Raw genomic sequence first — 24,955 nt, forward strand, 5'->3', positions numbered from 1 at the left:
GCGTGGAAGCTAACGTCGTCGACCATACCTCCATGTGGAGTCTGGTCAGCAATGCCAGCGTGGTAGTACAGCTGGTAATGCTGACCCTGGTGGCCGCCTCGGTCACCTCATGGATCATGATCTTCCAGCGCAGCACCATGCTGCGCGCCGGTCGTCGTGCGCTGGATGCCTTCGAGGAACGTTTCTGGTCGGGCATCGACCTGTCCAAGCTGTACCGCCAGGCGGGCAGCAACCCGGACCCGGACTCGGGTGTCGAGCAGGTCTTCCGGGCCGGTTTCAAAGAGTTCTCGCGCCTGCGCCAGCAGCCGGGTGTCGATCCGGATGCGGTCATGGAAGGCGTTGGCCGGGCCATGCGCGTGGCGATCTCGCGTGAGGAAGAAAAGCTTGAGCAAAGCCTGCCGTTCCTCGCCACCGTCGGTTCGACCAGCCCGTACATCGGCCTGTTCGGTACCGTCTGGGGCATCATGAACTCCTTCCGCGGCCTGGCTTCGGCGCAACAGGCAACCCTGGCCACCGTAGCGCCAGGTATCGCCGAGGCCCTGATCGCCACCGCGATCGGCCTGTTCGCCGCGATCCCGGCGGTCATCGCCTACAACCGTTTCGCCGCGCGCAGCGAAGTGCTGATCGGTCGTTACTACACCTTCGCCGACGAGTTCCAGGCGATCCTGCACCGCAAAGTGCACACCAGCGAAGAGTAATCAGGTAGAAACCCATGGCCCGAGTTCGCCACAAACGCAAGCCGGTCGCCGAGATGAACGTGGTGCCTTACATCGACGTGATGCTGGTGCTGCTGGTCATCTTCATGGTGACGGCCCCCATGCTCAACCAGGGGGTGAAGGTCGACCTGCCCAAGGTTTCCAGCGAAGCCCTGCCGCAGGACAACAACGTCCAGATCCTCACTATCTCGATCAAAGCCGACAAGACCTACTACTGGAACCTTGGCAGCGAGGTCGACACCGACAAGCAGATGGACAAGGCCATGACCCTGCCGGACATGACCAGCGCCGTGACCAAGATCATCGCCGCCGGTCGTGACCAGGGCAAGCAGACCCAGGTCTTCATTCGTGGCGACAAGGCTGTCGACTACGGCGCGGTCATGGGTGCCATGGGCGGGTTGCAGAAGGCCGGTGTCGGTAACGTTGGCCTGATTACCGAGGCGCCCTGATGCAGCAGCGAGAGCCATCCGCCTCGGAAAGCTACTTCTGGCCCAGTGTCTGGGCCATTGGCCTGCACGTGCTGGTGTTCGCGCTGCTGTTCGTCAGCTTCGCCATGACTCCGGAGCTGCCACCGTCCAAGCCGATCGTCCAGGCTACCCTGTATCAGCTCAAGTCCAAGAGCCAGGCGACTACCCAGACCAATCAGAAGATTGCCGGGGAGGCGAAGAAAACCGCCGCGCGCCAGACCGAAGTCGAGCAGCTTGAGCAGAAGAAGGTCGAGCAGGAGGCCGTGAAGGCCGCGGAACAAAAGAAAGCCGATGCTGCTCAAAAGGCCGAGGAGGCTCGCGAAGCCGCCGAAGCGAAGAAAGCTGAGGAAGCGGCCAAGACCGCCGAAGCCAAGAAGGCCGCCGAGGCCAAGAAAGCCGAAGAAGCCAAGAAGGCCGCTGAAAAGCAGCAGGCCGACATCGCCAAGAAAAAAGCCGAAGACGAGGCCAAGAAAAAGGCCGAGGAAGAAGCCAAGAAAGCGGCAGCTGAGGAGGCGAAGAAAAAAGCCGCCGAAGACGCCAAGAAAAAAGCAGCCGAGGACGCCAAGAAGAAAGCGGCGGCCGAGGATGCGAAGAAGAAGGCAGCTGAAGAGGCCAAGAAAAAGGCCGCGGCAGACGCCCAGAAGAAGAAAGCACAGGAAGCAGCCCGCAAGGCGGCAGAAGACAAGAAAGCCCAGGCCCTGGCCGAGCTGTTGTCCGACACCACCGAGCGGCAGCAGGCGCTGGCTGACGAGCAGGGTGACCAGGTGGCCGGCGACTTCGACGACCTGATCCGCATGCGCGCAGCCGAAGGTTGGGCGCGTCCGCCTTCCGCACGCAAGGGCATGACGGTAGTTCTGCAGATCAACATGCTGCCGGACGGTACCATCACCAGCGTCGGCGTATCCCGCTCCAGTGGAGACGGTCCGTTCGACAGCTCGGCGGTGGCAGCAGTGAAGAACATTGGTCGATTGACCGAAATGCAGGGCTTGAAGCCGAACGAGTTCAATCCGTATCGTTCATTCAAGATGACATTTACACCTGAGGATCTAGCGTTGTGATTAAACTCCTTCGAGGACTGCTGGTCATGCTCTGCTGCGTGGCAGGTATGGCCGTAGCAGAGGAAAAGAACATCCTGGTCACCAGCGGTAGCGACCGGGCCACGCCCATCGCGGTAGTGCCGTTCGGTCTGCAGGGTGGCAGCGTGTTGCCAGAAGACATGGCCGATATCATCGGCAACGACCTGCGCAACTCTGGCTACTACTCGCCCATTCCACGCCAGAACATGATCAGCCAGCCGACCCAGGCCAGCGAAGTCATCTTCCGTGACTGGAAGGCCCTGGGCGCGCAATACGTGATGGTCGGCAGCATCGTGCCATCCGGTGGTCGCCTGCAGGTGCAGTACGCCCTGTTCAACGTCGCCACCGAGCAGCAAGTGCTGACCGGCAGCGTCGCCGGTACTGTCGACCAACTGCGTGACATGTCGCACTACATCGCCGACCAGTCGTTCGAAAAGCTCACCGGCATCAAGGGTGCGTTTTCCACCCGCATGCTGTACGTGACTGCCGAGCGCTTCTCGACCAACAACACCCGCTACACCCTGCAGCGCTCGGACTACGATGGCGCGCGTGCGGTGACCCTGCTGCAATCGCGTGAGCCGATCCTGTCGCCGCGCTTTGCACCGGATGGCAAGCGTATCGCCTATGTCTCGTTCGAACAGCGCCGTCCGCGCATCTTCGTCCAGCACATCGATACCGGCCGCCGCGAGCAGGTGACCAACTTCGAAGGCCTCAACGGTGCTCCGGCCTGGTCGCCGGATGGTTCGCGCCTGGCCTTCGTGCTGTCCAAGGATGGCAACCCGGACATCTACGTGATGAACATGGGTTCGCGTCAGATCAGCCGCGTGACCGCAGGCCCAGGCATCAACACCGAGCCGTTCTGGGGTAAAGACGGTAACACCCTGTACTTCACCTCCGACCGTGGCGGCAAGCCGCAGATCTACAAGACTTCGGTCAGTGGTGGTGGCGCCGAGCGTGTAACTTTCGTGGGTAACTACAACGCCAACCCGAAACTGTCGGCGGATGAAAAGACCCTGGTGATGATCCATCGCCAACAAGGTTTCACCAACTTCAAAGTGGCGGCCCAGGACCTGCAACGTGGAAGTGTAAAGATTCTCTCTGATACAAGTCTTGATGAGTCTCCCACTGTTGCGCCAAACGGCACCATGCTAATCTACGCCACCCGCCAGCAGGGCCGGGGAGTCTTGATGCTCGTCTCTCTCAACGGACGCGTGAGGCTCCCGCTTCCTACCGCGCAAGGCGAAGTCAGAGAACCGTCCTGGTCCCCTTACCTGAACTGATTGCGGCGTAATACGTTTTGCTTAACACACTGGGGTTTCATTAGGAGTTTCACGATGGAAATGCTGAAGTTTGGTAAATTCGCTGCGCTGGCTCTGGCCATGGCTGTAGCTGTAGGTTGCTCTTCGAAAGGTGGCGACAACGCCGGTGAAGGCGCTGTAGATCCTAACGCTGGTTACGGTGCCAACACTGGCGCTGTTGATGGCAGCCTGAGCGAAGAAGCCGCCCTGCGCGCAATCACCACCTTCTACTTCGAATACGACAGCTCGGACCTGAAGCCAGAAGCCATGCGCGCTCTGGACGTTCACGCCAAGGACCTGAAGTCCAACGGCAACCGCGTTGTTCTGGAAGGCAACACCGACGAGCGCGGCACCCGCGAGTACAACATGGCTCTGGGTGAGCGTCGCGCCAAGGCCGTCCAGCGTTACCTGGTTCTGCAGGGCGTTTCCCCTGCTCAGCTGGAGCTGGTTTCCTACGGTGAAGAGCGTCCAGTTGCTACCGGCAACGACGAGCAATCCTGGGCTCAAAACCGTCGCGTAGAACTGCGTAAGTAAGTCCTATGCGTACGTGCCGCCGTGCTTTGACCGTCCTCGTACTCAGCCTGCCCCTCACGGCGTGGGCTGCGGTTCCTGTAGTAGATGACAACGCGAGCAGTTATCCGCCCGCGGGTTATGGCACGAGCGGCGCCTATGCCGGAGCAGGGGCTTCAACCCCTGCTTCTGCACAGGGCCAGCTGTTCATGCAGCTGCAACAGATGCAGGATCAGATTTCCCGCCAGCAAGGCATCATCGAAGAGCTGCAGAACGATGTGTCGCGCATGAAGCAGGAAAACCTGGAGCGTTACCAGGATCTGGACCGTCGCATCAACAGTGGTGCCGCGCCTGCCGCGACCCCCGAGAATTCCCCCGCTGGTAGCGCTCCCGCTACTGGTGCGCCTGCCACCGATGGCGGCGCTGCTGCCCAGCCGCCTGCCACGAGCAGCGAGCCGGGTGATCCGGCGAAAGAGAAGCTCTATTACGATGCCGCTTTCGACCTGATCAAACAGAAAGACTTCGACAAGGCCAGCCAGGCGTTCAACGCCTTCCTGCGCAAATACCCCAACAGCCAGTACGCCGGCAACGCGCAGTACTGGTTGGGTGAAGTGAACCTGGCCAAAGGCGACCTGCAAGGTGCCGGCCAAGCCTTCGCCAAGGTCAGCCAGTCGTACCCTAAGCACAGCAAGGTGCCTGACTCGTTGTACAAGCTGGCCGACGTCGAGCGTCGTCTGGGCCATACCGACAAGGTCAAGGGCATCCTGCAGCAGGTAGTCACCCAGTACCCCGGCACTTCTGCCGCGCAACTGGCGCAACGCGACCTGCAAAAGCTCTAAGTTATACCGCTTGAAAGAAACCCGCGCTTGTCGCGGGTTTTTTCGTTAGAATCTTGGCCCTTTTATCAAAATACGCTGCCGCGGATAACGCTTTGTCGAGTCCGCGACAGTGCCTGACGGAGGCGGACAGCCTGTTTAGCTGTCACGCCCGTGGCGATCATGCAAGATACATTACGCATCACCGAAGTCTTTTACTCGTTGCAGGGTGAAACGCGAACGGCTGGGCTGCCCACGGTTTTCGTGCGCCTGACCGGTTGCCCCCTGCGCTGCCAGTACTGCGACAGCGCCTATGCCTTCACCGGCGGCACTATCCGCAGCCTCGACTCGATCCTCGAGCAGGTGGCCGGCTTTCGTCCGCGCTATATCTGCGTCACCGGTGGTGAGCCGCTGGCGCAACCTAACGCACTGCCACTGCTAGAACGTCTGTGCGACGCCGGCTACGAGGTTTCGCTGGAGACCAGCGGTGCCCTGGACATCTCCCGGGTAGATCCGCGAGTCAGCCGGGTGGTCGACCTCAAGACCCCAGGCTCGGAAGAGTCGCACCGCAACCTTTACCAGAACATGGAACTGCTGACCAACAACGATCAGGTCAAGTTCGTCATCTGTTCGCGTGAGGACTACGACTGGGCAGTGTCCAAGTTGATTCAGTACAACCTGGCAGAACGTGCCGGCGAGGTGCTGTTCTCGCCTAGCCACCATCAGGTCAACGCCAGCGAACTAGCCGACTGGATCGTTGCCGACAACCTGCCCGTCCGTTTCCAGCTGCAACTGCACAAGTTGCTGTGGAACGACGAACCCGGACGCTGAGAGGAAAATACATGACTGACAAACGCGCGGTAATCCTGCTGTCCGGTGGCCTGGACTCGGCCACGGTAGTGGCCATGGCCAAGGCCGAGGGCTACAGCTGCTACACCATGAGCTTTGACTATGGCCAACGTCACCGCGCCGAGCTCGATGCAGCGGCGCGTGTCGCCCGTGACCTGGGAGTGGTCGAGCACAAGGTGATCGGCCTGAACCTCAACGGTATTGGTGGTTCGGCCCTGACCGACAGCAGCATCGATGTGCCTGAGACGCCAGGTGAGGGCATCCCGGTGACCTACGTGCCAGCGCGTAACACCGTGTTCCTGTCCCTGGCGCTGGGCTGGGCGGAAGTGCTCGAGGCGCGCGACATCTTCATCGGCGTCAATGCCGTGGACTATTCCGGTTATCCCGATTGCCGTCCTGAGTTCGTCGAAGCGTTCGAGCGCATGGCCAACCTGGCGACCAAGGCTGGGGTAGAAGGGCAGGGCTTCCGCATCCAGGCGCCGCTGCAGAACATGAGCAAGGCGCAGATCATCCAGGCGGGCGTCGAGCGTGGTGTCGACTACAGCCTGACGGTGTCTTGCTACCAGGCTGATGACCAGGGCCGCGCGTGCCGCAAGTGCGATAGCTGCCGCTTGCGGGCTGATGGCTTCAAGGCTGCTGGCGTCGAAGATCCGACCCCATATTTTTTACAAAAAACGTGTGATGGGGTGTTGATTTCTCGTTAGAAATCAGTATTATACGCGCCATCCAACGGGTCGTTAGCTCAGTTGGTAGAGCAGTTGGCTTTTAACCAATTGGTCGTAGGTTCGAATCCTACACGACCCACCATATGCAGTAAGAAAGAGCCCGCTTCCGGTTACGGAGGCGGGCTTTTTCGTTGTCGCGCCTTACTGGCAGTTCAAATTGAATTCTTTGAAGTTGTAACTGCCGCCGTCCTTGCCCCAGCTCACGTGCAACTTGTCGCCATCACCGTAGTTCACCACGTCGGCATTGACGTAGTAACCGAAGGCCGACAGCCCCCCGCTGACCTGATCCAGTTCCTCGACATCCAACGTACGCATTTCAGTCTGTGCAGTATTCATCTGAGAGCTTCCTCGTTCTCGATCATGTTGTTCCGTCTGATGGAAGTCCTGTTGCACCAGGACTTGCTGAAATAATGTGTCTGGCGAGTGCCTGTGCAGCAATAGCCCGGGTGACCTAATGTCACAGCGCCACACCGTGTTCTGCGATGGCTTGCACCTGCTTTGAGCCCCCCGGCAATAGCCCACCTGTACTAGTGTCGACTGGCGCGCCCTTGTTTAGGCTGGCAGGGCCTCGTAGTTGCGTCTTGTCGCGAGGTCGACTTTTGGGTTCGCCAGGATCGTGGTCAGGGAATGCTATTTCGAAAGGAAGCTCTGCAAGCAGGCAGGGACAAGGATCTGGGCAGCGTCATGCTGGTCTCGCCGCCCTCGTTGCGCATGGCAGGGGTGTGTGCGCTGCTGTTCTGCATCGTCTTGGCCTTGTTCATCAGCTTTGCCAGCTACACCCGGCGCGAAGCGGTTACTGGGGTGTTGGTGCCGGAGGCCGGGCTGATCAAGGTGTTCGCGCCGCAGGTTGGCGTGGTCCAGGACCTGGCGGTGGTCGAGGGCCAGCAGGTGGAAGCGGGCGCCGCGTTGCTGGCGCTGATCAGTGACACCCACAACGGCGAGGCCGGTGCCAATCAGGTCGCCATCAGTCGGCTGATCCAGCGGCGCACCCGCAGCCTGACCGATGAAATCGCCGAGACCCGTGTGCTCCATCAGCAGGAGCGCGAGGGCAAGCAGCGACGTCTGGCGATGCTGCAGAGCGAGCAGGACAAGGTCAGCGCACAAATCGCCCTGACCGGCCAGCGCCTGACCCTGGCGCAAGGCATCGCCGAGCGCTATGCCGAGCTGCAACGCCAGGACTTCGTGTCCCGTGACTTGCTCCAGGCCAAGCAGGACGCGGTATTGGAAGTACGCCTGCGCGCAGAAGAGCTCAACCGTTCCTTGCTGGCCTTGCGCAACGACAGTGCCGCCTTGCGCGCTGAACTGGCCGAGCTGCCGTTCAACCAGACCAAGCAATTGGCCGACCTCGAGCGGCGTCTGTTGGAAAGCGAAAGCAGCCTGTTGGAGAGTGAGGTCAAGCGGCAGATCGTCATTACCGCACCGGCCGCCGGCGAGGTTACCGCCATCGGCGTGGTCAATGGCGCCCGCGCCGATGTCAGTCGGCCATTGTTCAGCCTGGTGCCACAGCACAGCCAACTGTATGCCGAACTCTATGTGCCAAGCCGCTCGGCGGGGTTCGTGCGGCCAGGTCATTCAGTGATGCTGCGTTACCAGGCCTACCCCTATCAGCATTTCGGCCTGGCCCGTGGCACGGTCGCCTCGGTGTCGCGCAGCGCACTGCCAGCCGAGGAGATCATGACCGTCGGCGCCGTGTCCGACGAGCTGCGCGAGCAGGGGCCGCTGTATCGGGTCAGGGTCACCTTGGAGCGACAAAGCCTGTTTGCTCGCGGGCGGGAAGAGCGCCTGCGCTCAGGGATGCAGCTGGACGCAGACATCATGCTGGAAAACCTGCCGCTCTATGAATGGCTGCTCGAACCGCTGCGCGGCATAGGAAAACGACTGTGAGCATTGCCCAATCCCTGACCTTTGGCGTGGGTCGCAAGCTGCCGGTGATTCTGCAGGTCGAGGCGGCGGAATGCGGCCAGGCCTGCCTGGCGATGATCGCCGCCTACCATGGCCAGGTCCACGACCTGTATTCCCTGCGGCAAAAGCTCTCGCCCTCGATGAAGGGCGCCACCCTCAAGCAGCTGATGGCCATGGCCGGCCAGCTGGGGATGGCCACTCGGCCGCTACGCCTGGAACTCGATGCGCTCGATCAACTCAAGCTGCCCTGCATCCTGCACTGGAACTTCAATCACTTCGTGGTGCTCAAGGAGGTCGGCCCGCGTGGCGTGACCCTTCACGACCCAGCCCGCGGCCTGTGTCGATTGACCCGCCAGGAAGTGTCCGAGGCGTTCACGGGTATCGCCTTGGAACTATGGCCGGAAACCGATTTCCAGCCAGGCCAGGCGAAAACCCCGCTGCCACTGCGCCGTCTGCTTGGGCGGGTGCAAGGTTTTGGTGGCGTGCTCGGGCACATCCTGCTGCTTGGGGCGGCGCTGGAGCTGTGCATGATCCTCGCGCCGTTTTTCTTGCAGACGGTGATCGACAAGGTGCTGGTCAGTGCCGACCTGGACCTGCTGGCGGTACTGGCCATCGGCTTTGGCCTGTTGCTGGTGGCCCAGCAGGCGCTGTCGCTAGCCCGCTCCTGGGCACTGATGTACCTGGGCACCTTGCTCGGCGCGCAATGGCAGATCAATGTGTTCAGCCACCTGGTGCGCTTGCCGGTGGCGTTCTTCGAGCGCCGTCACCTGGGCGATATCATCTCCCGCTTCGGCTCGCTCAAGGCCATCCAGCGCACCCTCACGACCTCGTTCATCGAGGCGCTGCTCGACGGCGTGATGACCGTGGTCACGCTGGTGCTGATGTTTCTCTACAGCCCGCCATTGGCGCTGATCGCCGTCACCGCCATGCTGCTCTACGCGCTGGCGCGCTGGGCCTGGTTCGGCCCGCTGCGCCGCGCCAGTGAAGAGGAGCTGGTGCGCGCTGCCAAGCAGCAGAGCTACTTTCTCGAGACCTTGCGCGGGGTGCGCACGATCAAGCTGTTCGCCCATCAAGAGCAGCGTGCCACGGTCTGGGGCGGCTTGCTGGTCGACGAGATCAACGCCGGATTGCGCCCGCAGAAACTCCAGCTGTTGTACCGCGCGTTCAACGGTTTGCTGTTCGGCAGTGTGACCCTGCTGGTGATCTGGCTGGGCGCCAAGCTGGTGATCGACGGCGCATTCAGCGCCGGTATGCTGATTGCCTTCAACGCTTACAAGGACCAGTTCAATGGCCGCGTGGCGGGCCTGATCGACAAGCTGGTCGATGTGCTGATGCTGCGTCTGCATGGCGAGCGGCTGGCCGATATCGTATTGCAAAGCGCCGAGCGCAGGCCAACGCCGCTGCCCGCCGATAGCGCGGCCTGCGCGCGCGTGCCGCGCCTGCAAGTGCGCAAGCTCAGGTTTCGCTATTCCGACTATGAACCCTGGGTGCTCGACGACGTCTCGCTGACGATCGAACCTGGTGAGTCAGTGGCGATTGTCGGCCCGTCGGGATGCGGCAAGACCACCTTGCTCAACGTCATGCTTGGCATCCTGCCACCGGTCGAAGGCCAGGTGTTGCTCGACGACGAGCCGATCGACGCCAACAACCTCGAGCGCCTGCGCCAGATCAGCAGCACGGTGCTGCAGGACGATGTGCTGTTTGCCGGCTCCATTGGCGACAACATCAGTTTCTTCGCCAGCGATACTGACCAGGCCTGGGTCGAGCAGTGCGCACGCCTGGCGGCAGTACACGATGACATCGCCCGCATGCCAATGGCCTACAACACCCTGGTCGGTGATATGGGCACGGTGCTTTCTGGCGGGCAGAAGCAGCGCATCCTGCTGGCTCGCGCACTGTATCGGCGGCCGAAGCTGCTGTTTCTCGACGAGGCCACCAGCCACCTCGATATTCACCGCGAGGCGGCAGTCAACCAGGCTTTGCAGTCGCTGAACATCACCCGGGTGATCGTCGCCCACCGGCCCGAGACCATTCGCTCGGCGCAACGGGTGCTGGCATTGCACAACGGGCGCATTGCTCACGTCGGGCCGACGCCCGACAGCAGCCTATGAATCGGCGCTGGGCGCTACTGGGCATGCTGGCCTTGTTGAGTATGCCGGGAGCGGCAGCGGCGGCGGTGCAGGCCTGCCCCGAGCCGCTGCGCGCTGGGCAGGCGCTGGCGCTGTCGCAGGCAGTGGCCATGGCCTTGTGCGCCGACCCCGAGGTGGAGGCTGCCTGGCGGACGCAGCTGAGCAGCCAGGCCAGCATGGATGCCGAGCGTTCGGCGTACTGGCCGACGGTGCAAGGCGTAGCCCGTAGCGGCCGGGCCAACCGCAAGACCCGTTACGATGGCTTTTCCGAGGCCAATTCGACCCTCGATGCGCGCACCAGCAGCTATGGCCTGGACCTGAGCTGGGTGCTGTATGACTTCGGCCTGCGCAAGGCCAAGGTCGAAAGCGCCCGCCAGTTGCTCAACGCCGCCAGCAGCAGCCGCGTAGAGAAAATCCAGGAGGTGGTGCTCAACACCAGCAAGGCGTTCTATCAAGTGCAGGCCACTGGCGCGCTGCTGGAGGCACGTCGCAGCATCGAATCGCTGGCTGCCGATAGCCTCAAGGTCACCACTGCCAAGCACCAGGCCGGCGCAGGCGAGCAGGCCGACCGCTTGCAGGCGCAGACCACCTTCGAGCAGGCGCAGCTGGAGCGGGTATTGGCCGAGGGTGATCTGGCGACCGCCCAAGGCGCGCTGGCCAGTGCCCTGAACCTGTCGCCCTCAGCGCCGCTGCGGCTGGAGGCGCTCAACGATCCTGAAGGGCAGGAGGAGGCGTTCATGGTCAGTGTCGATGCCTTGATGGAGCAGGCCCGCCTGACTCACCCGTCGGTTGAAAGGGCGCGCGCCGAATGGTCTTCAACCCTGGCCAGGGCAGAAGCGCAAAGGGCCGAGGGCCGCCCGCGGATCGCCCTGTACAGCAGCTACCGACATGACGACACGCCCGTCGAGCAGGTCGCCTCGCGCCAGCAGATCGAGACCTGGAGTGTCGGCTTGCAAGTGACGGTGCCGATCTTCGATGGCTTTCTCGCCCGGCGCCGGGCGCGTGCCGCCGAGTACGAAGCGGGCGCTCGCGAGCAGGACTTGCAGCAGGCTGAGCGCGCGATTGCCCTAAGTGTATGGAGAAGCCGGCAGACCCTCGATGCACGAACCCGCGCACTGGCCATCAGTCGCCGCCTGGTCGGCAGCGCCAGCCAGTCGCATCGGGTTGCGCTGGGGCGCTACAAGGCCGGGGTCGGCAGTATCATCGAGCTACTCAACGCCCAGAACGATTTGGCCTCGGCGCAGCAGCGGCGGGTTGCCGCGGTGGTCGACTGGTACACCGCCCGGCTGCAACTGGCGGCCGACCTTGGGCAATTGGGCCAGCAATAAGCAGGGCTATTCGGCCCACTCCGGATCGCCAGTGAACACGACCGTGATCCAGCGATCCGGCCCTTCGCCGCCGACCGCATCGCCGATCTCGTTGCGCAGGGCATCCCACTCGCTGATGGTTCTGGCGGCCATTGTCGTGGGCACGATGAAGTACAGCTCGATCTCTCGCGAGCGCCCGACCTTGGCCACATAGGCGCGGTACGACTGCAAGCCATGCTTGGCGACGAACGCCTGGGCCACGCTGTCGACGTGTTGTTTCAGATCGCTTGGCGTCACCAGGAAAATCTCGGCCATGGCCTGGCGCACCACCGATAATGGCAACGGGATGATCACCAGGCACACCAGGGCCAGCACGGCCGGGTCGATGTACGGCGAAATCCACTGCCACTCAGTGCCCTGGATGGCAAAGCCGACGCAGAAGGCGATCAACAGCGCGGCGGTGATGCTGGCCGACATCACCCAGCCCTTGACGTCCATGCGCACGAAGTCTGAGTTGAGTGTGCGGTTGGCCCGTGCTTCGACCACGGCGATGGTGAGACAGGCGATCACCGTCAACACCGCGTAGATCAAGGCAATACCGAACTCCAGATGGCGCCCGCCTTCGAGCAGGCTGCTCACGGCGTTGATCAGCGCATAGACCGCAACGCCACTGAGCAGGATGCCATTGAGCGCCAGTACCATCGGTTCCAGGTGCCAGAAGCCCATGGTGAAGCGCTCGCGCAGCTTGCGCGACATTTGTTTGCTGGTGACGTGGGCAGTGATCAGCTTGACCACCACCAGCGACAAGCCGCTCATGCTGGCGTCGACCAGCGAGTAGACGCCATCGAAGACGATCGAGAACGAGCCCGAGGCCAGGCCGAAGGCGATGCCGATGGTGGCGATGAACAGGGTGACGGCAATCGAGGTGCGCAGCAGGCCTTGCTCGCTGGTGATGTCGAAGAATGCCGGTTTGCTTGGTGTTTCCATAACTAAAACTCTTTTAAGGCGCTAGTGCTGTGGGTGTCAGTGGCAGCCCTATCGCGGGGCAAGCCCGCTCCCACGATGCCAAGGCAGGGCCGCCACTGACTAGACGCGGAACTGTTCCATCAATGCTTGCTGCTGATTGGCCAAGCGGTTCAACGCCTGGCTGATCCGCGCCGACTCATCGGCTTGGCCCGACAGCGACTCGGTGACATCACGAATCCCCGCCACGTTGCGGTTGACCTCTTCAGCCACTGCGCTCTGCTCCTCGGCAGCCGAGGCAATCTGCAGGTTCATGTCGGTGATCACCGCCACAGCCTCACCGATTCGCTGCAGTGCAGGCAAGGCCTGTTCCATCTGGCTGGCACTGTCCTGAGCCTGGCGCTGGCCCTCGTGCATGGCCCCGACCACATCGCGAGTACCCTGTTGCAGGCCTTCGATCACCTGGCGAATCTCTTCCACCGACACTTGGGTGCGCTGGGCCAGGTTGCGTACTTCATCGGCCACCACGGCAAAGCCGCGTCCCGCTTCGCCGGCGCGGGCGGCTTCGATGGCGGCGTTCAGGGCCAACAGGTTGGTCTGTTCGGCTATCGCGCGAATCACCTCCAGCACCGAGCCGATCTGCTCGCTGCGGCTCTCCAGTGCCCGCGCCTCGTCCATGGCAGCGTCCATATCGCTGGCCAGGCGGACGATGGTTTGGCGGGTGCCGGAGATCCGTTGCAAGCCTTCACGGCTGGCTTGATCAGCGCCGCGCGCCGCTTGCGCGGCCTGCGCTGCGTTGTGGGCGACGTCCTGGGCGGTGGCACTCATCTCGTTGGCGGCGGTGGCCACCTGTTCGATCTCGCGTTGTTGTTGCTGCATGCCGTTGCTGGTCTGGCTGGCGATGGCGGCGGACTGATCGGCAGTGCCGCGTGCTTCGTGCAGCGAGCCTTTGACCTGGGCGATCACCGGTTGCAGCTTGTCCAGGAAGCGGTTGAACCAACCGGTCAATTGGCCCAGCTCGTCCTGGCGGGCATAGTCCAGGCGGCGGGTCAGGTCACCTTCGCCACTGGCGATGTCGCGCAGGCGCTCGGCCACGGCCAGTATCGGCCGGGTCACGCCACGGGCGGTCAGCCAGACCAGCAACAGACCCAGCACCGCAGCCACCAGGCCAATCACCAGGCTGGTGACATTGGCGGCTTGATTGTGTGCGTCCAGGCGTTGGTTGAGGGCAATCGCCGGGGCTTGCAACACCGCTTCCGGCAGCTCCAGCAGCACCTGCCAGGGCGCAGCGCCGGGGATCGGAGCGAACGGGTGGGAGATGCGCATCTGGCCGTCATCCAGGCGCTGTACCGGTTGGCCTGCGCGCATGCTGGCGAGCAATTCGTGCGCCTGCGGGCCAAAGGTCTGTTCCAGGGTCTTGCTCAGCTGGGCACTGTCGCGGCTGTGTCCGGCGAGCAACCCGACCGGGCTGACGATGCTGACCTGGCCCTGGCCGTCGAACAATTCCTGACGTCCCGCCAGGCTCAGTTGCTGCAAGTTGTCCAAGCCGATATCCAGGCCAACCACGCCGACTACCTTGCCGTTTTCCAGCAAGGGCAGGGCAATACTGGTCATTAGTACCTGGCGGCCATTGACCTCATCGAAGTACGGATCGAGCACGCAGGCCTTGGCGGTTTCCTGCGGGCAGGTCAGCCAGCGGTTGTAGGGCGAGCCATTGGCGCCGACGCTGGTGTCGGCCAGCATCGATTCGGGCATGGCCTCTGACTCCAGAGTGCCGGGACGTGGCTGCGACCAGTACAGCGAGAAGCGGCCGCTGTCGTTGCTGCCCTGGGCATCGTGATTGACGAAGCTGGCGTCGCGCTGGTCGAGCGCATTGGGCGCGAACACCAGGTACAGGCCGATCAGGTCTGGGTTGCCGGACAAGGCAGCGCGGGCCTGAGTGGTCAGCTCGGCGCGCAGATCGGCGTCGCCACGCTGCTTGAGCACCTGCACCAGGCGGGCAAAGCCATTGCCGTATTGATAAGCATCCATGAAGTAGCGCTGGATGCGCAGCGCTTGGGTTTCAGCGTGGGCTTGCAGGCGCAGGCGCGCGCTGTGATCGAGCAATTCGGTGTTGGCCGTGAAGACCTGCGCCGCGCTGCGTCGGGCCTGGGTCAGCGAAGTGGCCACCAGCAGGGCGACGATCACCAGCAGGCACAGGCCGGCGAGCAGGGTGATCTTCCACTGGATGGAGAGGCGGCGCAGCAGCATGGCAGCATTCCTTGTCGAGAAAAGGGCAACGCCCGCGATCAGGCGGGCGTCGGCAGGGTGGTCATTCAGCGATGCAGTTTGGCGGTGCTACCCGGAAGGCTTTGGTCAGCCAACCGAGGTAGATCAGCCCGGCCAGCGCCCAGGCGCCACCGAACAGTAGCGAGTGTTCGTTGAGGTCCAGCCACAGCGAGACGATGATGCAAAAACCTATGGTCGGCAGGACCAGGTACTTGAGGTGATTGGCCAGGCCCTTGTTGCGCTTCTCGCGCAGGTAGCAATGGTTGATCACCGACAGGTTGACGAAGCTGAACGCCACCAGCGCGCCAAAGTTGATCACCGAGGTGGCGGTCACCAGGTCGAAGAAGATTGCCGACAGCGCGATCAAGCCGACCACCGCAATGTTCAGTACCGGGGTCTGGTAGCGCGAATGGAGGCGGGCGAACACCCCGCTGGGGATCACTTTGTCGCGACCCATCACATACAGCAGGCGCGACACGCTGGTCTGCGAGGCCAGCCCCGAGGCGATGGTATTGATTACCGTGCAGGCGATGAACACCGACTGGAACAGCTTGCCGCCCACGTACAGGGCGATCTCCGGCAGGGCCGCTTGCTGGTCGTGGAAGCGCTGCATGGTCGGGAAGTACGCCTGGATGAAGTACGACACCAGGATAAACACCGCACCGCCAATCAGCGCGGTAAGGAAGATCGCCCGTGGGATGGTCTTGCCCGGGTCGCGGGTTTCTTCAGACAGGCAGGTCACCGCATCGAAGCCCAGGAACGAGAAGCACAAGATCGTCGCCCCGGCAGCCAGTGCGCTGAACTGGGTCTGAGCATCCGCGAACGGCGCCAGGCTCCAGGCGGTGCCCATGCCCTCGCCGTGGTCCAGGCCGCGCACGCAGAGGTAGATGAACACCGCGATGATCACCACTTGCACCGCCACGAACAGGGCGTTGAAGTGCGCCACCAGGTTGATGCTGCGCATATTGATCAGGCTGATCAGGGTGACGAAGCCGGCCACCCAGATCCATTGCGGGACTTCGGGGAACATCGCCGAGAGGTAGAGCTTGGCCAGCAAGGCATTGACCATCGGCAGCAGCAGGTAGTCGAGCAAAGACGACCAACCCACCAGAAAGCCCACGTGCGGATTGATCGCCCGCTGGGTATAGGTGTAAGCCGAACCAGACTGTGGGAAGCGCCGCACCAGGGTGCCGTAACTCACGGCGGTGAACAGCACGCCGAGCAGCGCCAGGATATAGGCACTGGGCACGTGCCCGGCGGTGATCCCGGAGACGATGCCGAAGGTGTCGAATACGGTCATTGGGGTGAGGTACGCCAGGCCAATGATCACGACCTGCCAAAGGCGCAGGGACTTGCGAAACTGGCTGTTTGCCGAGGTGCTCTGGTCATGCTGCATGCTGGCGGGGCTCCTGGGCATGGACAGCGGACGCGGCGTGCGGGCACGGCAAGGTCAAGCGGATGAGCTCCATATTGTTCACCTTTTATGTTGGAGCGGCGTGACGCCTCCTGTGAGCGGAGGCGGGTATTGCGAGGCGGGAAAAATAATCAACGGGGGGGCAGAGGGTGTCAAGTTAAACATGACGGTCGACAGTTGAATTAGATTTTTATCGAAAAAAAACTGGTTATTTTGACCATTTATAGAAGGGTTTTCGAGGAGTGGTAGATTCTTGTGTAAAAAAAAACGTTCGCCTGGTTCGCCTGGCTGCTCCCCAGCCAGGCGACTCTCATCCGCTCTAGACGTCCCAGGTGTGTGCGCTGCCGGCTTTAATCGGCACAGGGCCGTCAAGCCTGAATGGGAAGTAGTGGTCTAACGCTGCGGTGTGCCAGCGTTCATATTCTCTGGAGCTTATGTTGGCCTGCGCCTTGATGTACTCGATCAGCTTCGCGTAGTCAGGCCGGTGTGCGAGTAGCACGTCATTCAGTGCCCTGGGGCCACACACTTCAGAAATCGTGCTCATGAACCGGTGGAGCGCTTCAGCTGTCTTGATGCGGAGGGTTGTCTTGAATGCCTCGGATAATAGACGGAATCGTTGATTGGCAGTCTCGAGGATTTTTTTCAGTACTGGGTTTTTTGCGTGGCTGGCGAAATGGGCGTTGCCGATCAGCTTATTACCGTTCCATGGCATTCGAAAACGATTACCCAGCAGTACATCGTGCGGCGCCGCCGGCAACTCTTTAGCAATGACCGAGACAAGATTGTCATCGACATCCATATAAATCCCGCCATATTCATAGATCAGCCTATAGCGCAGGAAATCCGCAGCCGCGGCCAGATTACCTGCCGGGCTGTCAGGGCTGCGGAAGTAGTTGAAACCGTCGCCTTCGGAGCTGTTGATGAACTGCTTGAAGAAGGGTTGATCGTGCAGGCTGCGGACTTCAACGCTGGTTGCTTCGAGCGACTGGCGTATTGCCGCAAGCGTCGGTGCACCGCCGTCTACATGAAGGATGAAACGGTAGTAAGCGTTATCGGCGTTCTCCCTGATATTCCAGCTCAAATTGGCGGGAAGCCTGTTTTCCCCGACCCAGATCATGTGTATCTCGTTCTTAACCGGCGTGGTTTGCTGCGGTAGCTGAGGCAGGTCAGGGAATCTGTACTCGATGAAGTGGTTTTCTGCCGGGAGCCGGTGGCGCACGCGTTCGAAGTCTCTAGCCGTGCCCGTTTTCCAGCGGACCTTGGTTTGCAACAACGGCTCTTCTCGCCATGCGTAATCACCGTTAAGGGTGCGCCAGGCAGCAGCATCGGCGTCGTAGAAGACTGGGACCTCATCCTCAATGATGTCCGCCTCGCCGGCTTTCTGGATTTTCAGGCGCACGTAGAAATGAGTGCGCTCCTCGATGATGTCATCCAACGGCACCGTGACCTCCACTCTCGGTACCAGAGGCTGACGTTGTATACCCTCAACGACCCGCGTTGGCAGGGGCGGACTGCTGATCGTGGTGAAAGAGGGGTTGCCGCCGCGCAGTCCGAAGCGCAACTCGATGTCCCAGTAGCCGTCTTCGGTCGCCTTCAGGAACGGCCCCCACTCGCGTGGATCGTCTGCCGAGCGAATCCGCAGCTGCTGCTCGTGCTCCAGCCACTCGACCCGATACACATCATGGCGGATGTTGACATACAGTTTGCCGTTGTCCAGGAAGGTGCCTTTGCCGCCGCCTGTGACGCGTATCGTGGAGGATGCTTTAAGCTGGGTGAGTTGGTTGCGCAGTTCCGGTTGCAGGCTGTCGAGTTGTGGTCGCTGCACTTTTAGCTCGTCGATCAACGGCCAGTTAGCGTGCGGTGCGGCTTCAGGGACTATCTGCTGTGCTCTTTCGGCCTGACGCTGCTGGGCTCGCTCTACGGCCTCTGTCGCAGCCAGCTGCTCTTCGCTGAGCACTTCCTTGGACCTGGCAAGCTGTGACGCTTCACCGATTAGCGGCAGCGCATTGAGCAGTCCGAACGCCACTCGACCGATGCCTTCGACCGTTTCCTGCTCATTCTTGGCTGCGCTCATCTCGCCCACGCCCACCGCTAGCAGGCCAGCGCCGAGTACCGCGACTAGCGGTGCCAGCTCCGGCAGCGCCAGGGCAATTGCGCCGATGACATTGACCGTCACCTCCAGGCCTTGCGCCAGCTGCTTGCGGTAGTACTCGCTTTGAGTGGCGATGTCGTGTCTGGCATCGGCGTAGAAACGTTGCTTGATCTGCCTGCGCATAGAGGTGAAGGGATACGGATACAGGGTTGGGCCAAAGCTGATGATTTTGTCCGGCACCCACAGCCCAGTGGCCTGGTCGAGTATGCGCGGATAGGCAGCCACGCCTCGAAGAGCAGTATCCACACCGCTGAGAGACGCGCCATCGAGACGATCCGCAGAGCTGAAGTGGCTGGCCAGGGAAGCTCGTTTGTGTGGGTCACGACATTGCTGCTGCAGCCATATGCGCAGCTCATGGGTATTGGTGAAACCATGCAGGGGCGAGGAATTACCGGGGATGTACAGCACCACGTCGGTTTTGCGCTTGTCACCGAATACCATGATGTCTGACGCGGCATAGCCATAGATGCGTAGTTCAACGATCGTATGATGAGTTGAAATCGGGTTGTCGGCAAAGTAGCGATAGGAGGTGTTTTCCCAGCTGGTATTGGGGTGAAGCATCATGCTCTTGAGCACCAGTGCCGAATGCTCGGCGCTCAGCGAGCCCTCCTCACGTTGCAGCAGCGCGGCGTGCACCACATTGCCCTTGAGCATCAGGTGATAGGTACTTTCGTGTTCGGTCCAGAAGCGGTTGAGGTGGGTCAGATAATGCGCTTGCAACTGCGCATTCCAAACGAATTCGAGAAACGCTGCTGGGTCCAGGTCTACCTGGTTCGAGGCGTCGTAAACCTGCGGCGAGCTACGCCGGTACACGCCATCGTATGAGCGCGAATCGGCCAATTGGCCGTCGCTGAGGTTTACCAGTGCGCTAACCGCATAGCCGTTCTTGCTCCAGGTCATGGGGTAGCCGAGGTGATCTGACCATGAGCCACTGCCCCGTTGCTGCCAGTTGCCGATCAATGCTTGCGGCAGGGTCATGGCATGGGCCACCTGTGCCTGCCATGGGCCTGGGGTGATGTTAACCAGGTGCAGGTAAAGCGTGGCCAGGATCAAATCTTCTGGATCATCGTCTATGTCGTGCTGCTCAAGGTATTTGCGAATCTGCTGGTCGGCGTAGTCCAGGGGTGTCTCTAGGCTCACCTGTTCCCGGTCGAATACTTGCTTGATCGACAGCAGCACATCTTCATCCTGTTCGGGCGCGGCGGGAATAATCGATAGCAAAGCGTGTTGGCCGCGGCTGAAGGAGGTGTCGGGCTGGGTAGCAGGTTCGGGCGAGAAGGGCTCACCCAGTGCAGGGTACTCTGGAAAAGTCGGCTGGTAGCTCACGTCGGTCTTCCTGAATAACAACTAGGGAAATTGAGCGTGTGCTGGATGGGCAAGCTGTGCACGGTAGATAGTTACCGCACCTTTGTCCGGTGATGGCGGGCGAATGCTGTCATGCCCTGACGCCATTTGCTTGGCCAAATTGTCCCGCCAGACGCGGCCTGACAGTGTAATCTTAGCCCTCGCGATTTTCGTCAAGCGAGTCGCCCACTCCCCCCTATGGACAGCAATCGGTTCAATTCATGAAGAAATCAGTAGGCATCCTTTCCGGCCTGGCGGTCGCCATCGCCGTCGCAGTCACCGCTGGCGCCTGGTACACCGGCAAGCAACTGCCTGCCCAGTTGGACAGTTCCGTCAGCCGTGCCAACCAAGAACTGAAGAAGGCCGTGGCCGGCACGGGCGGCAGCATGACCCTTGAGCTGGCCTCGTTGGAGCAGCACTTCTTTACCAGTACTGCGCATTACCGGCTCAAGGCCAAGGATGTGTGGCTGGGCGAGGGCGCGCCACTGAGCTTTGACGTGGGTATCGTCGACCAGATCGAGCACGGCCCGTTTCCGTGGTCGCGGGTCAAGGCATTGAAGTTGATGCCGGTCCTGGCCACCAGCAATAGCGCGCTGGAGAAAGATGACTTCACCGCCGCCTGGTTCGCCGCAGCCGGCGATCAGCCGCCAGTGACCGGCCAGGTCAGCCTCGGCTACGCCGGGAGTATCGACAGCGATATCCGCCTGGCGCCGCTCAAGCTCAACGAAGACAACGGCAACACCCTGGACTTCTCCGGCATGCAGTTGCAGCTTAGCGGCGATGAGCAAGGCAAGGCGGTGAAGATCCACGGCACTGCCGAGCGCCTGGAAATGAAACTGGTCGGTGATGATCATCCGCCCGCTACCTTCAAGTTCGAAGGCCTGAAGATCGGTGGCGACCTGGCCAGCACCGGCCATGACCTGGTGTATGTCGGTAACCTTGACCTGGCCCTGGCACAAGCCCAGGCAACCCTGGGGCCTAAGCATGAGGTGCTGCTGCTCAAGGGGTTGGAGCAGAACAACCTGTATAGCGCCGAAGGCCCGGACACCATGGGCGGGCGCATCGAGTACAAGGTCAACGACATCAGCTATGCCGGCCGTGCGGTTGGCAGTGGGCAGATGGTGGTAACGGTCAAGTCGATCGACATTCCGGCATTCCAGTCGCTGGCCGAGTGGTACCAGACCAAGCTGCCTGAAGTGCAAGAAATGCAGCAAGCCCAGGCGGCCGGCCAGCCATTCCCGACCTTCGACATGACCGAAGAAGAGAAGGCCAAGGTGCAGGCCGACTTGCAGAAGATCCTCGCCGCCAAGCCGAAGCTGGCGCTGGAGCAACTGTCGTTCAAGACGGCCAATGGCGAGAGCCGTTTCAGCCTGGCGCTGGATTTCTCCAACCCAAGCTCGTTCGACCTGCCGCCTGATCAACTGGGCAAGCAGCTGGTCAGCCAGTTGAAGAGCCAGCTGTCGTTGTCCAAGCCGATGATCGGCGACCTGGCAACGCTGCAGGCGCTGCTCGAAGGACAGACCGACGCCCAAGCGATTGCCCAGCAATCGAGCCAGGCAGGCGAGATGGTCGGCATGATGGCGCTGCAAAGTGGCATGGCCACTGTGCAGGGCAATGACGTGGTGTCCAACTTGCACTATGCCGACGGCATGGTCGACTTCAACGGCAAGAAAATGACGGTCGAGGAGTTCGCGATGATCCTCGGCGCGCATCTGGCCGCGCTGTCGCCGCAAGGCTGATTGGCAGGCAAACCGCTTCCCACAGCAATGGCGCTAGCCGGTCGGTCAACGCCAATCCTGTGGGAGCGGGCTTGCCCCGCGATGAGGCCACAACGGCTGGCATCACCAACTGCTGGCTGGCCCCGGGGTGACTGTCACAAAAATCGCTTTTGCATTGACCTGATTGTCTGTAGCCTTCGGCGCGATAATAATCCGCGCCCGCAGAGGGCCGCGACGGCGTGCCTGCCGTCCGGCACCACTAGCCGATCTGCCAGGGCCGGGTGATACACTCGACTGACGCGCACGCGCGCCCGCAGGTCCAGCGATCATGACCCAGATTTCCGAACGCCTGTTGGTTCAAGCCCACCTTGATGCCAAGCAGCCCAACCCCCTGACCCCCGCGCAGGAGGCCGAGTACCGTGCGGCCATCGCCGCCGAACTCAAGGCCCAGAACGCCGTCCTGGTCGCCCATTTCTACTGTGATCCGGTGATCCAGGCGCTGGCCGAAGAGACCGGCGGCTGTGTGTCCGACTCCCTGGAAATGGCCCGTTTCGGCAAGAACCACCCCGCCGACACGGTGATCGTCGCCGGCGTGCGCTTCATGGGCGAGACCGCCAAGATCCTCACCCCGGAAAAACGCATCCTGATGCCAACCCTGGAAGCGACCTGCTCGCTCGACCTGGGCTGCCCGGTGGAAGAGTTCTCGGCGTTCTGCGACAAGCACCCCGAACGTACCGTGGTGGTCTATGCCAACACCTCGGCAGCGGTCAAAGCGCGGGCCGACTGGGTCGTGACTTCCAGCTGCGCGCTGGAAATCGTCGAGACCTTGATGGACAACGGCGAAACCATTATCTGGGGTCCAGACCAGCACCTGGGCCGCTACATCCAGAAAAAAACCGGCGCCGACATGCTGCTGTGGGATGGCGCGTGCATCGTTCACGAAGAATTCAAGTCGCGCCAGCTGGCCGACATGAAGGCGCTGTATCCCGATGCGGCGATCCTGGTACACCCGGAGTCGCCCGAGTCGGTGATCGACCTGGCCGATGCGGTGGGCTCCACCAGCCAGCTGATCAAGGCCGCGCAGACCCTGCCGAACAAGACCTTCATCGTCGCGACCGACAGCGGCATCTTCTACAAGATGCAGCAGCTGTGCCCGGACAAAGAGTTCGTTGCCGCGCCGACGGCGGGCAATGGTGCCGCGTGCCGTAGCTGTGCGCATTGTCCGTGGATGGCGATGAACACGCTGGAGCGTACCCTTGATTGCCTGCAGAAGGGCACTAACGAGATCTTCGTTGATCCGGCGTTGATTCCGCGAGCGATCAAGCCGCTCAACCGGATGCTCGATTTCACCCAGGCAGCGCGGTTGAAGCTATCGGGTAACGCCTGAGGTCTTCAGTAAGCAATCGCGGGGCAAGCCCGCTCCCACGCTCACCCTACGATACAGGGTTGAGCGTGGGAGCGGGCTTGCCCCGCGATGGGTTGTAGAGCCTTAGCGCATCATGTCCTTGACCATCCGCTGCTGCTCCAGGATCTGCCGCTGCCGGGCATCGATCTGGGAGGCCAGCGGGAAGTTGCTCCCCGCCCGGCGCTTGGCGAAATCAAGCTGCTGCACCGCCTGGTCAAAGTCACCCACCAAGGTGAAGTACTCGGCGCGTGCCCGATGCAAGCCAATGGTATTGCCCGACAGCCCACGCACCTCAGCCACCTCGTACCAGACATCCGGATCATCCGGACGCTTCTTGACCAGGTCATCCAGCACTTTCTCCGCTTCAGCCGGCTTGCTCTGCTTGATCAAAAGATCAGCCCGCGCCTGCTGCAGGGGGTAGTTGTTCGGATACAGTCCGCGCAGCTTTTCAATGCGCTGCTGTGCATCGGCCAGGCGGTTGTTGGTGATGTCCAGGTCAACCTGGGCCAGATTGTAGGTGATGTCGTTAGGCGCCTTGGCCAGCAGCGGCTTGAGGTTCTCGCGTGCTTCGTTGAGCCGCCCGCCCTTGATCTGCGCCAGGGCCAGGCCATAGCGTGCAGCATCCAGGTTAGGGTTTTGGTCGAGCTGGTCGCGGAAGCGCTTGGCTGCCAGCCCCGGTGTTTCCTCATAGGTCAAGGCGACGCGGGCGCGGATCAACTGATAGCGCAGGCTGTCTTCAACGCCGCCTTTGGGCATCTGCTCGGCACGGTTGCGGGTGTCGGCGATACGCGACTCGGTCACCGGGTGAGTCAGCAGGAACTCCGGCGGCTTGGCACCGTAGCGATACTGACGGGCCAGCCGCTCGAACATGCTCGGCATGGTGCGCGGGTCATAGCCGGCTTTTTCCAGGTTCTGGATGCCGATGCGGTCGGCTTCCTGCTCGTTCTGCCGGGAGAAACGCCGTTGCTCCTGGATTGCCGCCGCCTGGGTGCCAGCGATCAAGCCAATGCCGGCGTCACCACCACCGCCCGCAGCCAGGACGATACCGGCCAGCAGCGCGGCCATCATCGGCAGCTGCATGCGCTGTTGCGCCTCGACTCCACGGGCAAAGTGGCGCTGCGACAAGTGCGCCAGTTCGTGAGCCAGTACCGAGGCGTATTCACCTTCGCTCTGGGCATTGAGGAACAGCCCGCCGTTGACCCCGACGATTCCGCCGGGTGCGGCAAACGCGTTGAGCTCACGGCTGTCGATCAGGATGAATTCCAGGCGCCGGTCTTGCAACTGGCTGGTTTCGGCCAGCTTGTACACGCTGGTTTCGACGTAGTCCTTGAGCTGCGGGTCGTTCAGTTGCCTGACGTTGCCGCGCAGCAAGCTCAGCCAGGCGCGGCCCAGCTCATGCTCCTGCTGTGGGGAAACGATCGCGGAACTGGCATCGCCCAGTGACGGCAGGTCGTCAGCATGGCCGGGCAGGGCCAGCAGGCAGGCCAGCGTCAGCAGGGTGGGGCGCAGTAGATTCATGCACGAAGCTCGCGTCGGATCAAAGTCCGTACTGTAGCTGGCTCACACCTTGGCGACCAGTGGCGGTATCCTACGAGTCTTGTCTGCCATGCACTGTTGCCCTCGCCAGGAGCCCCGCGAATGATCGATAGCCTGACCTGCGACGCCGAACTCGACGCCAGTGGTCTGAACTGCCCATTGCCGCTGCTCAAGGCCAAGATGGAACTCAATCGCCTGGCCAGTGGCGCGGTGCTCAAGGTGATCGCCACCGATGCAGGTTCGCAGCGCGACTTCAGCACTTTTGCCCGCTTGTCCGGTCATACCCTGCTGCATGAAACAGCCGAGTCCGGCATTTATACCTACTGGCTGCGCAAGGCCTGAGTTTTTCTCCCAAGGATCG

Annotated in this window: 20 protein-coding genes, 1 tRNA gene and 1 pseudogene; 15 read left to right on the top strand and 7 right to left on the bottom strand. The window is 61.8% G+C overall.

Going from position 1 to position 24,955, the window contains the following annotated elements; genetic code table 11:
* Nucleotides 1–2: 2 nt before the first annotated feature.
* The 9 genes from tolQ to ACF8K2_RS22605 all read left to right on the top strand — a co-directional run bounded on the left by tolQ (nucleotide 3) and on the right by ACF8K2_RS22605 (nucleotide 6,538).
* Nucleotides 3–698: a protein TolQ gene (tolQ, locus tag ACF8K2_RS22565; protein WP_010952367.1), complete on the top strand. Its 696-nt coding sequence runs from the start codon at nucleotides 3–5 to the stop codon at nucleotides 696–698.
* A gap of 14 nt (nucleotides 699–712) precedes the next feature.
* Nucleotides 713–1,165: a protein TolR gene (gene tolR / locus ACF8K2_RS22570; RefSeq protein ID WP_008090221.1), complete on the top strand. Its 453-nt coding sequence runs from the start codon at nucleotides 713–715 to the stop codon at nucleotides 1,163–1,165.
* Nucleotides 1,165–2,241, top strand: a complete 1,077-nt coding sequence (tolA, locus tag ACF8K2_RS22575) for a cell envelope integrity protein TolA (RefSeq protein ID WP_392467708.1) — start codon at nucleotides 1,165–1,167, stop codon at nucleotides 2,239–2,241. The genes tolR and tolA overlap by 1 nt, the downstream gene beginning before the upstream one ends.
* A gap of 26 nt (nucleotides 2,242–2,267) precedes the next feature.
* The gene (gene tolB / locus ACF8K2_RS22580) at nucleotides 2,268–3,539 is read left to right on the top strand and encodes a Tol-Pal system beta propeller repeat protein TolB (protein ID WP_189661848.1); all 1,272 of its coding nucleotides are present in this window, start codon (nucleotides 2,268–2,270) and stop codon (nucleotides 3,537–3,539) included.
* Between the two features lie 54 nt (nucleotides 3,540–3,593).
* Nucleotides 3,594–4,091 carry a peptidoglycan-associated lipoprotein Pal gene (pal, locus tag ACF8K2_RS22585; RefSeq protein ID WP_008090230.1) on the top strand — a complete coding sequence of 166 codons (498 nt, stop codon included), beginning with the start codon at nucleotides 3,594–3,596 and terminating at the stop codon, nucleotides 4,089–4,091.
* A gap of 5 nt (nucleotides 4,092–4,096) precedes the next feature.
* Nucleotides 4,097–4,906 (top strand): tol-pal system protein YbgF, encoded by an 810-nt coding sequence (ybgF, locus tag ACF8K2_RS22590; protein WP_186555352.1) that lies wholly within the window; start codon nucleotides 4,097–4,099, stop codon nucleotides 4,904–4,906.
* Between the two features lie 159 nt (nucleotides 4,907–5,065).
* Entirely contained in the window at nucleotides 5,066–5,713 is a 648-nt protein-coding gene (gene queE, locus ACF8K2_RS22595; protein ID WP_392467712.1) for a 7-carboxy-7-deazaguanine synthase QueE, read from the top strand.
* A gap of 11 nt (nucleotides 5,714–5,724) precedes the next feature.
* The gene (gene queC, locus ACF8K2_RS22600; protein WP_392467714.1) at nucleotides 5,725–6,435 is read left to right on the top strand and encodes a 7-cyano-7-deazaguanine synthase QueC; all 711 of its coding nucleotides are present in this window, start codon (nucleotides 5,725–5,727) and stop codon (nucleotides 6,433–6,435) included.
* A 27-nt stretch (nucleotides 6,436–6,462) separates the two neighbouring features.
* Nucleotides 6,463–6,538: transfer RNA gene (locus tag ACF8K2_RS22605), tRNA-Lys, on the top strand.
* A 59-nt stretch (nucleotides 6,539–6,597) separates the two neighbouring features.
* Here ACF8K2_RS22605 and ACF8K2_RS22610 read toward each other — a convergent pair.
* Entirely contained in the window at nucleotides 6,598–6,792 is a 195-nt protein-coding gene (locus tag ACF8K2_RS22610) for a hypothetical protein (protein WP_186555349.1), read from the bottom strand.
* 291 nt (nucleotides 6,793–7,083) lie between these two features.
* On the opposite strand from ACF8K2_RS22610, the gene ACF8K2_RS22615 reads away from it, so the two are divergent.
* The 3 genes from ACF8K2_RS22615 to ACF8K2_RS22625 are packed head-to-tail and all read left to right on the top strand — an operon-like array spanning nucleotide 7,084 to nucleotide 11,815.
* Nucleotides 7,084–8,340 carry an HlyD family secretion protein gene (locus ACF8K2_RS22615; RefSeq protein ID WP_186555348.1) on the top strand — a complete coding sequence of 419 codons (1,257 nt, stop codon included), beginning with the start codon at nucleotides 7,084–7,086 and terminating at the stop codon, nucleotides 8,338–8,340.
* Nucleotides 8,337–10,469 (top strand): peptidase domain-containing ABC transporter, encoded by a 2,133-nt coding sequence (locus tag ACF8K2_RS22620; RefSeq protein WP_392467716.1) that lies wholly within the window; start codon nucleotides 8,337–8,339, stop codon nucleotides 10,467–10,469. The genes ACF8K2_RS22615 and ACF8K2_RS22620 overlap by 4 nt, the downstream gene beginning before the upstream one ends.
* Complete coding sequence (locus ACF8K2_RS22625) at nucleotides 10,466–11,815, top strand: TolC family protein (RefSeq protein ID WP_392467718.1); 1,350 nt, start codon at nucleotides 10,466–10,468, stop codon at nucleotides 11,813–11,815. The genes ACF8K2_RS22620 and ACF8K2_RS22625 overlap by 4 nt, the downstream gene beginning before the upstream one ends.
* A 6-nt stretch (nucleotides 11,816–11,821) precedes the next feature.
* On the opposite strand, the gene ACF8K2_RS22630 is transcribed toward ACF8K2_RS22625, so the two are convergent.
* The 5 genes and pseudogenes from ACF8K2_RS22630 to ACF8K2_RS22650 all read right to left on the bottom strand — a co-directional run bounded on the left by ACF8K2_RS22630 (nucleotide 11,822) and on the right by ACF8K2_RS22650 (nucleotide 19,917).
* On the bottom strand, nucleotides 11,822–12,781 hold the full coding sequence (locus tag ACF8K2_RS22630) for a cation diffusion facilitator family transporter (protein ID WP_392467720.1): 960 nt from the start codon (nucleotides 12,779–12,781) through the stop codon (nucleotides 11,822–11,824).
* Between the two features lie 99 nt (nucleotides 12,782–12,880).
* Complete coding sequence (locus ACF8K2_RS22635; protein ID WP_372353331.1) at nucleotides 12,881–13,636, bottom strand: methyl-accepting chemotaxis protein; 756 nt, start codon at nucleotides 13,634–13,636, stop codon at nucleotides 12,881–12,883.
* Nucleotides 13,637–13,738: 102 nt separating this feature from the next.
* Nucleotides 13,739–15,007, bottom strand: a pseudogene (locus ACF8K2_RS22640) (HAMP domain-containing protein); the annotation flags it as partial.
* Nucleotides 15,008–15,068: 61 nt separating this feature from the next.
* A complete protein-coding gene (locus tag ACF8K2_RS22645; RefSeq protein ID WP_392467721.1) occupies nucleotides 15,069–16,421 on the bottom strand; it encodes an APC family permease in 1,353 nt (450 codons plus the stop codon).
* 337 nt (nucleotides 16,422–16,758) lie between these two features.
* Entirely contained in the window at nucleotides 16,759–19,917 is a 3,159-nt protein-coding gene (locus ACF8K2_RS22650; protein ID WP_392467723.1) for a glycosyltransferase family 32 protein, read from the bottom strand.
* Between the two features lie 239 nt (nucleotides 19,918–20,156).
* Here ACF8K2_RS22650 and ACF8K2_RS22655 point away from each other — a divergent pair, with 239 nt between their 5' ends.
* Both ACF8K2_RS22655 and nadA read left to right on the top strand, forming a co-directional pair.
* On the top strand, nucleotides 20,157–21,674 hold the full coding sequence (locus tag ACF8K2_RS22655) for a YdgA family protein (protein WP_392467727.1): 1,518 nt from the start codon (nucleotides 20,157–20,159) through the stop codon (nucleotides 21,672–21,674).
* A gap of 307 nt (nucleotides 21,675–21,981) precedes the next feature.
* Nucleotides 21,982–23,040, top strand: coding sequence for a quinolinate synthase NadA (nadA, locus tag ACF8K2_RS22660; protein WP_186555340.1), 1,059 nt, complete (start codon nucleotides 21,982–21,984; stop codon nucleotides 23,038–23,040).
* A gap of 102 nt (nucleotides 23,041–23,142) precedes the next feature.
* Here nadA and ACF8K2_RS22665 read toward each other — a convergent pair whose 3' ends face one another.
* Nucleotides 23,143–24,576, bottom strand: coding sequence for a M48 family metalloprotease (locus tag ACF8K2_RS22665; RefSeq protein ID WP_368973081.1), 1,434 nt, complete (start codon nucleotides 24,574–24,576; stop codon nucleotides 23,143–23,145).
* A gap of 120 nt (nucleotides 24,577–24,696) precedes the next feature.
* Here ACF8K2_RS22665 and ACF8K2_RS22670 point away from each other — a divergent pair, with 120 nt between their 5' ends.
* The gene (locus ACF8K2_RS22670) at nucleotides 24,697–24,936 is read left to right on the top strand and encodes a sulfurtransferase TusA family protein (RefSeq protein WP_186555338.1); all 240 of its coding nucleotides are present in this window, start codon (nucleotides 24,697–24,699) and stop codon (nucleotides 24,934–24,936) included.
* The last annotated feature ends 19 nt before the right edge of the window (nucleotides 24,937–24,955 follow it).

The organism is Pseudomonas sp. xss_2 (assembly GCF_043104195.1).
Classification (GTDB): domain Bacteria; phylum Pseudomonadota; class Gammaproteobacteria; order Pseudomonadales; family Pseudomonadaceae; genus Aquipseudomonas; species Aquipseudomonas urmiensis.

Excerpts from the sequence above, each read along its gene's own strand:
- tolR (WP_008090221.1), top strand. The coding sequence starts at position 713 with ATGGCCCGAGTTCGCCACAAACGCAAGCCGGTCGCCGAGATGAACGTG.
- tolA (WP_392467708.1), top strand. The coding sequence starts at position 1,165 with ATGCAGCAGCGAGAGCCATCCGCCTCGGAAAGCTACTTCTGGCCCAGT.
- tolB (WP_189661848.1), top strand. The coding sequence starts at position 2,268 with ATGCTCTGCTGCGTGGCAGGTATGGCCGTAGCAGAGGAAAAGAACATC.
- pal (WP_008090230.1), top strand. The coding sequence starts at position 3,594 with ATGGAAATGCTGAAGTTTGGTAAATTCGCTGCGCTGGCTCTGGCCATG.
- ybgF (WP_186555352.1), top strand. The coding sequence starts at position 4,097 with ATGCGTACGTGCCGCCGTGCTTTGACCGTCCTCGTACTCAGCCTGCCC.
- queE (WP_392467712.1), top strand. The coding sequence starts at position 5,066 with ATGCAAGATACATTACGCATCACCGAAGTCTTTTACTCGTTGCAGGGT.
- queC (WP_392467714.1), top strand. The coding sequence starts at position 5,725 with ATGACTGACAAACGCGCGGTAATCCTGCTGTCCGGTGGCCTGGACTCG.
- ACF8K2_RS22610 (WP_186555349.1), bottom strand. The coding sequence starts at position 6,792 with ATGAATACTGCACAGACTGAAATGCGTACGTTGGATGTCGAGGAACTG.
- ACF8K2_RS22615 (WP_186555348.1), top strand. The coding sequence starts at position 7,084 with ATGCTATTTCGAAAGGAAGCTCTGCAAGCAGGCAGGGACAAGGATCTG.
- ACF8K2_RS22625 (WP_392467718.1), top strand. The coding sequence starts at position 10,466 with ATGAATCGGCGCTGGGCGCTACTGGGCATGCTGGCCTTGTTGAGTATG.
- ACF8K2_RS22630 (WP_392467720.1), bottom strand. The coding sequence starts at position 12,781 with ATGGAAACACCAAGCAAACCGGCATTCTTCGACATCACCAGCGAGCAA.
- ACF8K2_RS22635 (WP_372353331.1), bottom strand. The coding sequence starts at position 13,636 with ATGCAGCAACAACAACGCGAGATCGAACAGGTGGCCACCGCCGCCAAC.
- ACF8K2_RS22645 (WP_392467721.1), bottom strand. The coding sequence starts at position 16,421 with ATGCAGCATGACCAGAGCACCTCGGCAAACAGCCAGTTTCGCAAGTCC.
- ACF8K2_RS22655 (WP_392467727.1), top strand. The coding sequence starts at position 20,157 with ATGAAGAAATCAGTAGGCATCCTTTCCGGCCTGGCGGTCGCCATCGCC.
- nadA (WP_186555340.1), top strand. The coding sequence starts at position 21,982 with ATGACCCAGATTTCCGAACGCCTGTTGGTTCAAGCCCACCTTGATGCC.
- ACF8K2_RS22665 (WP_368973081.1), bottom strand. The coding sequence starts at position 24,576 with ATGAATCTACTGCGCCCCACCCTGCTGACGCTGGCCTGCCTGCTGGCC.
- ACF8K2_RS22670 (WP_186555338.1), top strand. The coding sequence starts at position 24,697 with ATGATCGATAGCCTGACCTGCGACGCCGAACTCGACGCCAGTGGTCTG.